General features: G+C 37.6%; 16 protein-coding genes. 5 read left to right on the forward strand and 11 right to left on the reverse strand.

Annotation, left to right across the window (positions count from 1 at the left end; genetic code table 11):
* Positions 1 to 157: 157 nt before the first annotated feature.
* Complete coding sequence (gene tal / locus NAF19_RS16975; protein ID WP_252791350.1) at positions 158 to 1,252, reverse strand: transaldolase; 1,095 nt, start codon at positions 1,250 to 1,252, stop codon at positions 158 to 160.
* A gap of 450 nt (positions 1,253 to 1,702) precedes the next feature.
* Between tal and NAF19_RS16980 the strand changes: the two genes are divergently transcribed.
* Positions 1,703 to 2,041: a glycoside hydrolase family 130 protein gene (locus NAF19_RS16980; RefSeq protein WP_256484338.1), complete on the forward strand. Its 339-nt coding sequence runs from the start codon at positions 1,703 to 1,705 to the stop codon at positions 2,039 to 2,041.
* Between the two features lie 172 nt (positions 2,042 to 2,213).
* Here NAF19_RS16980 and NAF19_RS16985 read toward each other — a convergent pair whose 3' ends face one another.
* Together NAF19_RS16985 and NAF19_RS16990 are read right to left on the reverse strand one after the other, a co-directional pair.
* A complete protein-coding gene (locus tag NAF19_RS16985; RefSeq protein ID WP_252791353.1) occupies positions 2,214 to 2,708 on the reverse strand; it encodes a DUF421 domain-containing protein in 495 nt (164 codons plus the stop codon).
* Between the two features lie 68 nt (positions 2,709 to 2,776).
* The gene (locus tag NAF19_RS16990) at positions 2,777 to 3,130 is read right to left on the reverse strand and encodes an MGMT family protein (protein WP_252791355.1); all 354 of its coding nucleotides are present in this window, start codon (positions 3,128 to 3,130) and stop codon (positions 2,777 to 2,779) included.
* Positions 3,131 to 3,336: 206 nt separating this feature from the next.
* On the opposite strand from NAF19_RS16990, the gene NAF19_RS16995 reads away from it, so the two are divergent.
* From NAF19_RS16995 to NAF19_RS17010, 4 genes are all read left to right on the forward strand, one after another.
* The gene (locus NAF19_RS16995; RefSeq protein ID WP_252791357.1) at positions 3,337 to 3,552 is read left to right on the forward strand and encodes a hypervirulence associated TUDOR domain-containing protein; all 216 of its coding nucleotides are present in this window, start codon (positions 3,337 to 3,339) and stop codon (positions 3,550 to 3,552) included.
* Between the two features lie 201 nt (positions 3,553 to 3,753).
* Complete coding sequence (locus NAF19_RS17000) at positions 3,754 to 4,422, forward strand: succinate dehydrogenase cytochrome b subunit (RefSeq protein WP_252791359.1); 669 nt, start codon at positions 3,754 to 3,756, stop codon at positions 4,420 to 4,422.
* Positions 4,423 to 4,474: 52 nt separating this feature from the next.
* Positions 4,475 to 6,448: a fumarate reductase/succinate dehydrogenase flavoprotein subunit gene (locus tag NAF19_RS17005; protein ID WP_252791361.1), complete on the forward strand. Its 1,974-nt coding sequence runs from the start codon at positions 4,475 to 4,477 to the stop codon at positions 6,446 to 6,448.
* Positions 6,449 to 6,529: 81 nt separating this feature from the next.
* The gene (locus NAF19_RS17010) at positions 6,530 to 7,330 is read left to right on the forward strand and encodes a succinate dehydrogenase/fumarate reductase iron-sulfur subunit (protein WP_252791363.1); all 801 of its coding nucleotides are present in this window, start codon (positions 6,530 to 6,532) and stop codon (positions 7,328 to 7,330) included.
* Positions 7,331 to 7,382: 52 nt separating this feature from the next.
* Here NAF19_RS17010 and NAF19_RS17015 read toward each other — a convergent pair whose 3' ends face one another.
* The 8 genes from NAF19_RS17015 to NAF19_RS17050 all read right to left on the reverse strand — a co-directional run bounded on the left by NAF19_RS17015 (position 7,383) and on the right by NAF19_RS17050 (position 12,427).
* The gene (locus NAF19_RS17015) at positions 7,383 to 7,817 is read right to left on the reverse strand and encodes a carboxymuconolactone decarboxylase family protein (protein ID WP_252791364.1); all 435 of its coding nucleotides are present in this window, start codon (positions 7,815 to 7,817) and stop codon (positions 7,383 to 7,385) included.
* Positions 7,818 to 7,821: 4 nt separating this feature from the next.
* A complete protein-coding gene (locus NAF19_RS17020) occupies positions 7,822 to 8,670 on the reverse strand; it encodes an isocitrate lyase/PEP mutase family protein (protein WP_252791366.1) in 849 nt (282 codons plus the stop codon).
* A gap of 24 nt (positions 8,671 to 8,694) precedes the next feature.
* Positions 8,695 to 9,264, reverse strand: a complete 570-nt coding sequence (locus tag NAF19_RS17025) for a uracil-DNA glycosylase family protein (RefSeq protein WP_252791368.1) — start codon at positions 9,262 to 9,264, stop codon at positions 8,695 to 8,697.
* Between the two features lie 74 nt (positions 9,265 to 9,338).
* On the reverse strand, positions 9,339 to 9,899 hold the full coding sequence (locus NAF19_RS17030; protein ID WP_252791369.1) for a DUF488 domain-containing protein: 561 nt from the start codon (positions 9,897 to 9,899) through the stop codon (positions 9,339 to 9,341).
* Positions 9,900 to 10,003: 104 nt separating this feature from the next.
* The gene (locus NAF19_RS17035; RefSeq protein ID WP_252791371.1) at positions 10,004 to 10,405 is read right to left on the reverse strand and encodes a cupin domain-containing protein; all 402 of its coding nucleotides are present in this window, start codon (positions 10,403 to 10,405) and stop codon (positions 10,004 to 10,006) included.
* A gap of 398 nt (positions 10,406 to 10,803) precedes the next feature.
* Positions 10,804 to 11,121 (reverse strand): 2Fe-2S iron-sulfur cluster-binding protein, encoded by a 318-nt coding sequence (locus tag NAF19_RS17040; protein ID WP_252791373.1) that lies wholly within the window; start codon positions 11,119 to 11,121, stop codon positions 10,804 to 10,806.
* Positions 11,122 to 11,123: 2 nt separating this feature from the next.
* Positions 11,124 to 12,128 carry an NAD(P)/FAD-dependent oxidoreductase gene (locus NAF19_RS17045; protein ID WP_252791375.1) on the reverse strand — a complete coding sequence of 335 codons (1,005 nt, stop codon included), beginning with the start codon at positions 12,126 to 12,128 and terminating at the stop codon, positions 11,124 to 11,126.
* Between the two features lie 2 nt (positions 12,129 to 12,130).
* On the reverse strand, positions 12,131 to 12,427 hold the full coding sequence (locus tag NAF19_RS17050) for a cupin domain-containing protein (RefSeq protein ID WP_252791377.1): 297 nt from the start codon (positions 12,425 to 12,427) through the stop codon (positions 12,131 to 12,133).
* Positions 12,428 to 12,794 lie beyond the last annotated feature (367 nt).

Genomic DNA, 12,794 nt, shown 5'->3' on the forward strand with positions numbered 1-12,794 from the left:
TTCTAATTGTTTTTTGGTGGGTTCAAAACCTACATGCTGAAGCATGAATACACAACCTTCCTATAGCTTATTTCCGCGATTCTCCAATTTTGCTATGACTCAAGAGTACGCCTCCTCTTCAAAAGCGAAAATTTTTAATACTATAGTTCCAATTTATTTAGACTTTGACTTTTTGGCTCTCAATTGCCTGCAACAGTTTTTCAAAAGCCTTATTGAATTTTTCGATACCCTCATCCTCTAATTTCTGGGTAATTATATCTATGTCAACACCGCCTTTTTTCAGTCTGCTTAATGTTTCGGTTGCTTTATCAAGATCCTTCGCTAAAGTATTTAGGGCTATACCATGATCGCGGAAAGCTTCTATAGTTTCTAACGGAACAGTGTTTACCGTATCTGGGCCAATCAGAGCTTCTATGTATTTGGTATCTTTAAAAGAAGGGTCTTTGCTGCTGGTGCTCGCCCATAGCAAACGCTGTACTTTAGCACCCTTTGCGGCCAGCTTCTCCCAGCGGGGGCCGCTGAATGCTCTTTTGAAAATTTCGTAAGCTTTTTTAGCCGACGCAATAGCAATTTCGCCCTTCAGATCACTCAAGTCTCTCTCATCAAGCATCGGATCAACCATCACATCTATGCGGCTCAAAAAGAAACTAGCTACAGACGAAATTTGGTTTATCATTTCACCATTTGCCATCCTATCTTCCAACCTTGATAAATAGGCTTCTATTACTTCTTCGTATCTTGGCAAGCCAAATAGCAAGGTAATGTTAATGTTTATGCCTGCGGCGGTTGAACTGCGAATAGCAGATAGACCCGGCTGAGTAGCCGGGATTTTTATCATCACGTTTCGGCGGTCAACTTTTTTCCAAAGCTTCAATGCCTGGTTAGCAGTTTCTTCGGTTTTCAATGCCAAAAGCGGGGATACTTCCAAACTTACAAAACCATCAGCGCCCTTAGTCCCATCGTAAACACTCCTAAACAAGTCAGTTGCATTTTTTACATCGGTTATAGCCAGTCCAAAAAATATATCTTCATTGCTTTTATCATCTTCGCCCAGCGCACGAATCTCGTTATCATAATCAGAGCTGCCGGAAATGGCTTTTTCAAAAATAGAAGGATTTGAGGTTACCCCGCTTATACCATCCTCATCGATCAGTTTCTTTAAGTTTCCGGATGAAATAATCGTCCGGTCAATGAAATCCAGCCAAATGCTTTGACCGAAACTGTGTATTTGTTTCACTTTATTTGTTTCCATGATATTTATTACGATGTGTTTTTTTGTTTTTCGAACAGTTGAACTTTCTATAATCTATGTAACAATGTATGGTGCTGTAAATCGAACATTTAAAAATGCACTGGAGGACTTGACATAGTCACTTCATTTCTTTACCACCACTCTTTCGTCTCATCTTATCACATCTGCATTCAAAACAGTTTTCATGCTTCTAATCAGTTTAAATGTGATTATATTGAAGCTATCGTCTCATATTTACGAACAATCATAAATGAATACAGTTTTTAAAACTTCAAATCCTTTTTCATTCACTGCCCCATTTTTCAAACACTCAATTTCTGTATGAAATATCATTTATATAGAAAACCAGCTAAGTTTACCTCACACCATCGTCTGGCCAGCCCAGTATCTGCATGGGAACAGTTAAAAACAGGTGCAGGCACACCCCCTATTTTGACTAAACACGGATAGATGATATTTTATCATGGAGTGCATGAAATGAAGAAATCCACCAAAGGGCGCAAATTATGTTATTCTGCGGGCGTGATGATCTTATCAGAAACAGACCCATATACGATTCTTTATCGTTCGGCAAAGCCGGTATTAAAGCCAGTTTTACCTCAGGAAAAGGTAGGTGCTATAGCTAACGTGGTTTTTCCTACAGGAATAGACCGTCGCAATGATATTGGACAACCTAACCGCTTTGATGTTTATTATGGTATGGCTGATGATCGTATAGGCGTTGCTAAGATGGAAGTACCTGATGTATTACCTTCAGGTGCAAAGGTTAATAAACAAGTTAAAAACTAGCAGAATAAAAACACTGTGATTAGATTGGTTTTAGTGATTATATATACTTCGAAATGCACAATCGCTAAAAATATAAAAATTAGTGACTAATCAATTCAAAAGAAGCAACAGTTACTGAATTATAAAACCGCCAAAACCATGGAAGCGTCTTTTGATGAAACGCAATATTATGTTAGGATAGTTCTTTCCTGGTCGCACTTATTTGCCCATTGCGTTCCATATATACTTTATCAATTTTATCCAGGTTATCTGTCAATGCAGTCTCCCTTATCCCTTGCATAATATCTTCATCTCCTACGAGAGCCCTGTTTATATTTTTCCTGATAAACAGTCCGTCTTTAAAAAGAAGGATCTTGTTGCCTTCCACCAGATTGCTAAAACGTTTATGGCGAACAATTAACAAACCTAAAAACCGGTGTAAAAGAACAATTACAAAACAGGTAATAATAACAGTCAGAAATGGTGAAGCACCAACTATGCCACGACTCAATACAGCGCCGAGAGTTATGACAATAATATTGTCTAATGGTGACCGCATTCCAAAAGAACGTCGCCCGGATATTCTGATCAATACCAGGGCAATAAAAAAAACCGCTATTCCCCTGCAACTCATTTGCAAAATATTCAAATCCACTCCCTGACCAAATATTTCAATAAATATATTCATAATGCATTATTTAAAATATGTATAATAATTCAGAAATATGATTCTTTTAACAATAATATTCGTAGCCATTAATTGGTTATATCTGGCTTTTCTAACGAAAATTCAATAGCCGGATCCCAAAAGATGGCCTTAAAATCTTGCACCTGATCGCTCTGTATTTTAATGCCTTCGCTTTCCAATAATTCCTCCATCAAATTGGAGCCAAAATGAAATTTTCCTGTTAATAACCCTTGACGGTTAACCACACGATGCGCTGGAACAGGTGGCCACGCTTTATCTGATACCTGCAAAGCATAGCCCACCATGCGAGATGACCCTTTGGTGCCGAGATAAGCTGCAATTGCTCCGAATGAGGTTACCCTGCCGATTGGTATCAGGCGCACAACTACATAAACCCTTTCGAAAAAATTATGGTCAGTCATTATTTATTAAATAGACGACTTAAAAATAGTTAATGTCTTATTATTTTCAGACATTTTTAACTTTAACAATACTGCCACGCAGAAATGGAAGAGAAATTCTCTCAATAGATTAAAGAAGTTGACTAATAAATAAGATCATTAATTGTTAATTTGAAAAGTTACGTTCATCACCTATAATAAATTGCTTAATTTAGCAATAAAAGCTTATGGAAAAGAAATTTTTAATCGGAGATCATGTAACATGGAACTCTGAAGCCGGCCACGTATCCGGAACCATTATTAAAATACACAAAAAGGATTTTGATTACAAGGGATATACACATCATGCCACTAAAGAAGATCCGCAATATGAAATTAAAAGTGATATAAGTGACCATATTGCTGCACATAAAGGGAAGGCGCTTACTAAAGTAAAACAGTAAAGAGATACCTGTGCGAAAAGTGTAATCAATGAGTTCCGTCTTTTTGTTGCTGACTATTAAGCTCTTCCACCTTCATTTTGCTTATTATTTCATCAACTTTTGAAACAATACTTTCGCATTTTCTGTTGATAAAATTCATAAGCATCATTAATCTTCCTGTAATGTTTTTTTATATCTGACAATCCACTCAACTTTCGCGTTATGACCTGGAAACAGCTACTCACATCTTCACTCGGGAAAAAATATTTAATGGGCGCAACAGGCTTTTTTCTCATTATTTATCTGATTGTTCATGCATCTGTAAACGCGCTGATATTTTATGATGATAATGGTGCAACATTTAATGTAGTAGCTCATTTCATGCTCCATAACTATTTCATTAGGTTCCTGGAAATAGGTTTGTTCGCTGTTTTTATTCTGCACATTGTACAAGGTCTCATGTTGTGGAAACAAAATACATCGGCAAGAAAAATAAATTATTACAGACAAAACTTTCCACGTGAAATAAAATGGTACAGCCGCTATATGGGTTGGCTGGGAACATTCATACTTTTATTTCTCGTATTGCATTTATATAATTTTTGGGCGGGTACTAAACACGAATTGTATTTCAAAGGCCCTTCGAATGATCTTTATAAGGAAATGAAAAAAGTTTTTACAAGCCCTTTGCTATTCACTTTATACATGTTAGGATTGGTTTCATTATTATTTCATTTATTGCAAGGTTTTCAAAGTGCTTTTCAAACTTTTGGGATTAATAATAGAAGATGGATTCCTATAGTAAGAAGAATAGGTATTTTTTATTCAATTATCATTTGCATTGTGTTTGCTTTAATGCCTATCGCATTTATGGCAGGATGGCTGCAATAGATATTTCATCATGAAAAAATCTTTCCAGCATAAAAATATTTAATACTAACCTATGGAATTAGATGCGAAAATCCCTGTAACAGAACTTGATCAGAAGTGGGCCGATTATAAAAACCATGTAAACTTAGTAAGCCCTGCCAATAAGAGAAAACTGGAACTAATAGTAATAGGCAGCGGCCTTGCCGGTGCTTCTGCTGCTGCAACGCTTGGCGAACTGGGCTATAAAGTAAAAGTATTCTGTTTCCAGGATAGTCCTCGTCGTGCGCATTCCATTGCAGCTCAGGGAGGCATCAATGCGGCTAAGAACTATCAGAACGATGGCGATTCTGTATTTCGTCTTTTTTATGAAACCGTAAAAGGCGGTGATTACAGGTCACGGGAAGCGAATGTTTATCGCCTTGCACAGGTAAGCGGAAATATTATTGATCAATGCGTGGCACAGGGTGTTCCGTTTGCACGCGAATATGGAGGCTTATTAAGCAACCGTTCTTTTGGTGGAACACAAGTACAGCGTACCTTTTACGCAGCGGGGCAAACGGGACAGCAATTATTGTTAGGTGCCTACGGTGCACTGGAAAGACAGGTTTCAATGGGAAACGTAACCATGTATGAACGCCATGAAATGCATGACATTGTAATAATTGATGGCAAAGCAAGAGGGATTATCGCAAGAAATTTGGTCACAGGAAAACTCGAACGTTATTTCGGTCATGCAGCACTTATTTGTTCTGGTGGTTATGCAAATGTTTTTTATTTAAGCACAAATGCGATGGGCAGCAATGTAACTGCCGCATGGAAATCGCATAAAAAGGGAGCTTATTTTGCCAATCCTTGCTTCACTCAAATTCATCCAACCTGTATTCCCGTTACCGGAGATCATCAAAGCAAACTCACATTGATGAGTGAAAGTCTTAGAAATGATGGAAGAATATGGGTGCCAAAAAATAAAGGCGATAAAAGAAGGGGGATTGATATTCCAAATGAAGACCGCGATTATTATTTAGAAAGAAGGTATCCGGCCTTTGGAAACCTTGTACCACGTGATGTGGCATCACGTGCAGCCAAAGAAAGGTGTGATGGGGGTTACGGAGTTGGAACCACAAAAATGGCAGTTTATCTTGATTTTGCAGATGCCATTAAGCGTTATGGAAAAATAGAGACCGGTAAACTCGGAATGACAGATACTAAAAATGAAACCATAACAGAATTAGGCAAAGAAGTGATTGCTGAAAAATATGGAAACCTATTTGAAATGTATGAAAAGATCACCGGCGAAAACCCGTATGACGTTCCGATGCGGATTTACCCTGCCGTTCATTACACTATGGGAGGCCTCTGGGTAGATTATGAACTAATGACAACCGTTCCCGGATTGTATTCTTTAGGCGAAGCCAATTTCAGCGATCATGGCGCTAACAGATTGGGAGCGTCTGCGTTAATGCAAGGATTGGGTGATGGTTATTTTGTAATTCCTTATACGCTTAGTCGTTATATGGCCGATGAAATCAGGACGAATGCAATTTCCACGTCACATCCTGCATTTGACGAAGCAGAAAATGGAGTAAAGGAAAGAATTGAAAGATTAATGAATGTAAGAGGCAATGAATCTGTAGAAAGTTTTCATAAGAGGTTAGGAAAAATCATGTGGGATAAATGCGGAATGTCACGCAATGAAAAAGGATTATCAGAAGCCATTAATGAAATTAAAGCTCTTAGAAAAGAATTTTGGGGAAATGTAAAAGTCTCCGGGGAAATTTTAGAAATGAATCCTGAATTGGATAAAGCGGGCAGGGTAGCAGATTTTTTAGAGCTTGCAGAATTAATATGCATTGATGCGCTCAACCGCAAGGAAAGTTGTGGTGGCCATTTCAGGGAAGAAAGCCAAACATCCGAGGGCGAAGCATTACGTAATGACGAACAATACAGTTATGTAGCAGCATGGGAATACACAGATAGCGGTGAAATATTGCATAAGGAAGAATTAACCTTTGAAGTTGCTATGCCATCGCAGCGAAACTATAAATAGTAACCTGGTAGCTATCTGGAAGTGAAGACACTTAGCTTTTTTATTGTGAATTTTTGGATTTGATATTTTAGTAAAGCAATTATGGAACATTATACAATGAACCTCACCTTAAAAGTCTGGCGACAAAAAAATCGCCAGGAAAAAGGGCATTTCGAAACTTATGATATGAAAGATATTTTATCAGAAATGTCCTTTCTGGAAATGTTTGATGTACTAAATGAAAGGTTAATTCTTGAAAATAAGGAGCCTGTTGTTTTTGATCAGGATTGCCGCGAAGGAATTTGTGGCGCATGCAGCATGTACATTGATGGAAGGGCACACGGCCCGTGGCAAAAAAATACTGTATGCCAATTACACATGCGTGCTTATAAAGATGGTGATACGATAGTAGTGGAACCCTGGAGATCAGCGGCTTTCCCTATTATAAAGGATTTGATGGTAGATAGAAAGGCATTTGACAGAATTATTGAAGCGGGCGGTTTCATATCTGTAAATACAGGTAACGCAGTAGATGCTAATTCGACTCCGGTAGATAGGGCAAAGTCTGAAGAAGCTTTTGACTCAGCTACTTGTATTGGTTGTGGCGCTTGTGTGGCTGCCTGTCCTAACAGCTCCGCAGTTTTATTTGTCGGGGCGAAAATATCTCAATTGGCGCTGTTGCCACAAGGGGATCCTGAAAGAAAAGCAAGAGTAATAAATATGGTAGACCAAATGGATAAAGAAGGTTTTGGCAATTGTGGGAATATCTATAATTGCGAAGCCGAATGTCCTAAAGGTATTTCAGTAGAAAATATTGCAAGGATGAACAGAGAATATTTGGGAGCTTTTTCGTCTTCAGAAATGCAGACCAGGCCAAATCCTGCAAAGCATAATGGGGTCTGAGGCTAAGTCAACATCGGGCGGACATAATCTTAGCTTCTTTCCACTATAAAAATTATCCGAAAATCTGTTTGGTAGAAACTGCTATCCTGTTCCATGAATTAATAATAATGACCTGCATAATAATTTGTGCTAACCCATTTTCACCATAAGCCTTTATAACTTTATCATATGTTTCATTACTGACGCCATCTTTTGAAATAAGGGTTATTTCTTCGGTTAATTGTAATACTTCTCTTTCATCTTCAGTGAATAAGGGCGATTCTTTCCAGGCGGATAGTGCAAAAATCCTTCTTTGGGTTTCTCCAATCTTTAGCGCTTCCTGCGTATGCATATCTATACAATAAGCACAACAGTTAATTTGCGAGGCCCTTATTTTTATCAGTTCAAGAAGCATCGGCGAAATTTGAGAGTTTCTGATATATTGTTCCAAACCAAGCATCGCTTTGTAAGCGTTCGGCTCTAAGTCTTTAATTGATATCCGGTCCATCTGTTTATTTTTTTGAAATTAAATTATTTAAGTAAGCAGAAGTTACGGGATTATCGGTCACTTCATGCATCCCTTCATTAAGTAACAATTTCCCCGCCAAATTTTTCATGGCATCAACGGCAATTTTTAGAAATCCAGGACCGAGGCTTAATCTTGATACACCAATTATTTTTAAAACTTCAAAATCCGGAATTTCAGGGAGCAATAAAATATTTACAGGTAAAGTAACTTCTTTAATGACAGTTTCTATATCTTCTTTTTTCTTTAGAACGATGGGATAGAAGCCGTCTGCCCCTGAGTCCTTATAAGCTTTTCCTCTTCGGATGGCTTCTGATAGTTTTTCTTCATCGGATAAATGATTTGCTTTAAGAAATATATCTGTTCTTGCATTAATAAAAAGAGGCATGCCCATTTCTATAGCTGTTTGTCTTATCAACCGGATTTTTTCGCATTGTGTTTCAACAGGAATAATTGTTTTATCATTATGGTGGCTATCCTCAAAATTAATTCCCGCAATCCCCACATCAATAAGTTTCCTAATATTTTCTTTCAGAATAGAGTTGTTTTCCGCATAACCACTTTCAATATCGGCTGTTACGGGGATTTTTACACTTTGTGCTATTTTTTGCAGAACGAACAACAGGTCATTAAAAGGGATTTTTTCGCCATCAGGATAACCATTACTAAAAGCAATAGAAGCACTCGCCGTAGCAACAGCAGGATAACCCAAATTTTCAAGCAAAATAGCCCCTAACGAATCCCATATATTAGGGAGTATCAATAGTTTACCATTATGATGAAGTTGTTTTAATAGATTTCCTTTCTCAGGATGAATATAATTATGTGCTGGCATTTTATGCATTATTAAAATAAAGTTTTACAAAATTTCTTTTATTTCGTCTCTAAGTGCGGGAATAGTTTCCTCCATAAACCAGGGATTTATTTTTACCCAGTTTTGATTTCGTGGAGAAGGATGTGGCAAAGGGAAATATTCTGGAAGAAATTCCTTATAACTTTTTACTGTTTCTGTAAGACTGCCTTTCCAATTATTTTTTAAATAATAACGTTGTGCATATTGTCCTATTAATAATATGAGTGGCGTGCTTTTCATTTCTTTTAAAATTTGTGAATGCCACAGCGGGGCACATTCTTTCCGCGGGGCCATATCTCCCGATATTCCTTTCCCCGGGTAACAAAACCCCATTGCCATTATCGAAAAACAATCAGGGTTATAGAAAGTTGCCTCATCTACATTCATCCATTCTCTTAATTTTCTCCCACTTGCATCATTCCAGGGAATTCCTGTTTCATGAACGAGCCTGCCAGGAGCCTGCCCGATAATGATGATTTTAGAGGAGGAACTTAACTGCACTACCGGCCTCTGACCTAATGGTAAATAATTTTTACAAATATCACATAGCTTTATGTTATTCAAAAGAGTCTCCATTGCCAAGCCTTATAAAAATATTTATATCCCACAAAATTAATCTATTTACACTGATCGGTTTTCAAAATATGAATTTAAAATAAAGTCGGCTCTTTATTTTCCTTCAATTCCTTTTCATAACTTAATGCTCCATTTACGATCCTTGCAGGAGAGGTGTAAGGATGTTCTTCTTCTTTTCCAATGTCCATTATGTGCATTACTTTCCAGCCGCGAACTTTTAGATAATCTGAGACCATAGAGCGATGACAACGCCACCATACGGCTTCTGAACACATGTAGGCGGTGCGTTGTTTTAATGCAATACTTTCAAGCTCAGTTATACCGTCCTTAAAATTATCCGTTTCCATATAGTCAGCATAACCGCGAAAAGCGGCATGCCTCCATGCTGTATTTTTAGAATCGGGTTTTACCTTTCTTCTTCCTCCAAGATTTTTTAAATTAATATATTGGATGTCGTCTTGAGGTAAGGAAATCTCCAATGCTTCTTTATTGTATTGGGGAAATTTACGTGAACCAGGAAAACTTCTGATATCTGCAACCAGTTCAATATGAAATGAACGAAGCATGGCGACAAACTCTTCAAAAGGACGGGTAGAATGGCCAATCGTCCAGATAGTATTATTTTCTTCTTTCATATTTGCTCCTTCAAACTGACCCATCGAAGTTTTTTTGTTGGCTCCTTTTGGAATTCTTGTTCACTTAAAGTTCTGCTTTAATGATTTACTCTACATTCATAAATTTATTGTTGAAAATATTTTGCAATCGTTAATAGGAAAGTTGTTTCTTTTTCCGCCAAAACGCTATGCGGAATATCCTCGTGAAGAGCCAGCATCTGACCATTACCCAATTCAACAGATTGCTGTTTCGTGCTAAATGTTATTTGTCCATCCAGCACCTGAACGCTGATGATGCCGGATGCCGTATGAGTTTTCATTTCAGCACCAGCATGCAAGGCCACCAGTACGATACACATGCCGTTTGTCTTAAAGATAGTCATGGCATTCCGGTCACTATTATTCCATGGTTGCTCTTCTTTAATCTGTTTCACAAGGGATAACAAGTCCATAATTATCATTGGTGCATCCAGCAAGTGGCCGTCTTTCGGACGTTGAGGGGTGGCTTCATTAAATCTGTCTTCCATAGCGGCTATTTTGGTTTAGAACATGCTTAAATATTATTCGTTGAGCTTCTATTGTTTTATTATTTTTAACACAATGTCTTTAAGTTAATCAACATTATTTATTTTTTTAAGTTTTAAAAATCCACCTATTACAGGAACAAGTGAAAGTTCCGCATTGACGGATCATTAGGTTCTGAGTTTTTGTATTACAAAAACAATTTCGTAACACTTAAATAGCAAATAATAAGATAATTCCTTTAAGTTATTGATAGATAATAGGCTGCTTTAATAAGAATATCATACAGGCTGCCGTTAGTCCGGTATGTCCATCGCCAATAATGATAACATTTGCGTTGCTATTTTTAAATTAATGCTTAATAGAGGAACCATTCAGCAACTTATTAAGGAATACGTGTCGGTTAGTCTCCGCCTATTATACGAAAAATCATTCCATCCATTTCTTCATTTATACGTAACTGACAGGAAAGCCGGCTATGCTGATCAGCATTAGGAAGAATATCCATCATATCCAATTCCTGATCATTACGCGGTGGAAGTTTTTCAAATCCTTTTACTACTTGTACCTGGCACGTTGCACAAAGTCCCATTCCTCCACAGGCAGCTAAAATTTCATAATCTGCGGCTTTTAAAACTTCCATCAGGCTGAGACTGACATCGCTGGGGATTCCCAAAGTAGCCTGTTTGCCATTTCTATCTTCAATGGTTATTTTAATCATAATTAAAAAGTGGGTACGCCATAAACAGTAGTGTATTTAAAACTTATTTTTTTATCCGGATATACATATTTAAAGGCGCTTTGCGCCATTAAGGCAGCTTCATGAAAACCACATAAAATCAATTTTAACTTACCAGGATAGGTATTAATATCTCCAATAGCATAGGTCCGCTCTATATTGGTTGAGAAATCTACCGGTTTTACTTCAATTGCCGATTTGTCGATTTCCAATCCCCATTCAGCGATGGGCCCTAATTTCGGGCTTAACCCAAATAGAGGGATAAAATGATGTGCTTTCAAGGTCGTAAGACTATTATCCCGTGCGGAAATGGAAACCGACTGCAAACGCTCCTTTCCATTTAAGGCTATTACATTGGATTGCAGAATGAGATCAATCTTCCCTTCTTTTGCCAGCTTAAAAATCTTCTCCACTGAATCTGGCGCACCCCGGAAAGTATCCCCTCGATGGACCAGCGTTACTCTGGCAGCTGTATTAGCTAAATATATCGTCCAATCGAGTGCAGAATCCCCTCCGCCGGCTAAAATGATCTCCCTGTCGCGAAATATTTCCGGATCTTTTACTATGTAATTTACCCCTTTACCTTCAAATTCTATCAGTCGGTCGATATCTGGCTTACGTGGTTCAAAGCAGCCTAAACCGCCCGCAATCACTAAAACCTGACAATGAACCTCAGTTTGGTCATTTGTTTTGATGATGAGTGAACCATCGGGATTTTGGGTCATAACTTCCACGCGTTCACCTAAAGTGAAACCTGGATGAAACGGTTTAATTTGCTCCATTAATTTATCGACTAATTCCTGTCCTTTGATTTCCGGGTAACCGGGGATATCATAAATGGGCTTATGAGGATAAATTTCGGATAATTGGCCACCAACCTGTGTAAGCACATCGATTAAATGGCAGCGCATTTTTAATAAACCTGCTTCAAACGCAGCAAATAATCCTATAGGCCCTGCTCCTATGATACAAATATCCGTATTCAACATAGCTAACCCTTGATTAAAAAACAAATACTATCTTCTACCGCTTCAACAGAATGTGTCACATTAATGGGTATATCCACATCTTCATATTTGTTCATGGTTACAGTTCTCCCGGCTTCCTTATAAATTACGCTACCATCTATAATTATTAATTTTGCGGGTATAGCCGTTTGATGTTCTTTTAAGATCATCCCTCTTTTAAAACCTAATACGATAACTTTGACATGATCGCTGCTCTGTAGTATCTTGAAAACTGGTGAGGTTGCGCTTTTCAGCTGAAATAAAACTTCTTGTATGATCATTATAATTTTTATGGTAAAACTTTAACTAATCGGTTTATAATAATTTATTAGCCATAATTTGACAGGATAAACGAACCTCTTTACCAGTAGACGAGATTTAAGCGTTGTTTCTTCATTTCGTAGTAACAAGTCAGTTCACGATTGCTTCAATAATTTCAGCCAAGCAGGCTGCACACTTTCGCATGCCCAAATATTCGTCAGACCCTTCTGTATATATCATATTAAGCAGTAACAAAATGGAGATATACACTCAGCACAATGATTAAAAAAGCAAGAAATCGTTTCATAACTAAATATTAATATCCTTACATCTTTATAACCTTTATTCTGATAAATTGTGTTTTAAAATAAATGTTAGTTGGTGCGA

This window comes from Mucilaginibacter flavidus, assembly GCF_024055575.1.
Classification (GTDB): Bacteria; Bacteroidota; Bacteroidia; order Sphingobacteriales; family Sphingobacteriaceae; genus Mucilaginibacter; species Mucilaginibacter flavidus.

Bases quoted from the DNA above. Each gene is read 5' to 3' on its own strand.
- tal (WP_252791350.1), bottom strand. From the start codon at position 1,252: ATGGAAACAAATAAAGTGAAACAAATACACAGTTTCGGTCAAAGCATT.
- NAF19_RS16980 (WP_256484338.1), top strand. From the start codon at position 1,703: ATGATATTTTATCATGGAGTGCATGAAATGAAGAAATCCACCAAAGGG.
- NAF19_RS16985 (WP_252791353.1), bottom strand. From the start codon at position 2,708: ATGAATATATTTATTGAAATATTTGGTCAGGGAGTGGATTTGAATATT.
- NAF19_RS16990 (WP_252791355.1), bottom strand. From the start codon at position 3,130: ATGACTGACCATAATTTTTTCGAAAGGGTTTATGTAGTTGTGCGCCTG.
- NAF19_RS16995 (WP_252791357.1), top strand. From the start codon at position 3,337: ATGGAAAAGAAATTTTTAATCGGAGATCATGTAACATGGAACTCTGAA.
- NAF19_RS17000 (WP_252791359.1), top strand. From the start codon at position 3,754: ATGACCTGGAAACAGCTACTCACATCTTCACTCGGGAAAAAATATTTA.
- NAF19_RS17005 (WP_252791361.1), top strand. From the start codon at position 4,475: ATGGAATTAGATGCGAAAATCCCTGTAACAGAACTTGATCAGAAGTGG.
- NAF19_RS17010 (WP_252791363.1), top strand. From the start codon at position 6,530: ATGGAACATTATACAATGAACCTCACCTTAAAAGTCTGGCGACAAAAA.
- NAF19_RS17015 (WP_252791364.1), bottom strand. From the start codon at position 7,817: ATGGACCGGATATCAATTAAAGACTTAGAGCCGAACGCTTACAAAGCG.
- NAF19_RS17020 (WP_252791366.1), bottom strand. From the start codon at position 8,670: ATGCCAGCACATAATTATATTCATCCTGAGAAAGGAAATCTATTAAAA.
- NAF19_RS17025 (WP_252791368.1), bottom strand. From the start codon at position 9,264: ATGGAGACTCTTTTGAATAACATAAAGCTATGTGATATTTGTAAAAAT.
- NAF19_RS17030 (WP_252791369.1), bottom strand. From the start codon at position 9,899: ATGAAAGAAGAAAATAATACTATCTGGACGATTGGCCATTCTACCCGT.
- NAF19_RS17035 (WP_252791371.1), bottom strand. From the start codon at position 10,405: ATGGAAGACAGATTTAATGAAGCCACCCCTCAACGTCCGAAAGACGGC.
- NAF19_RS17040 (WP_252791373.1), bottom strand. From the start codon at position 11,121: ATGATTAAAATAACCATTGAAGATAGAAATGGCAAACAGGCTACTTTG.
- NAF19_RS17045 (WP_252791375.1), bottom strand. From the start codon at position 12,128: ATGTTGAATACGGATATTTGTATCATAGGAGCAGGGCCTATAGGATTA.
- NAF19_RS17050 (WP_252791377.1), bottom strand. From the start codon at position 12,427: ATGATCATACAAGAAGTTTTATTTCAGCTGAAAAGCGCAACCTCACCA.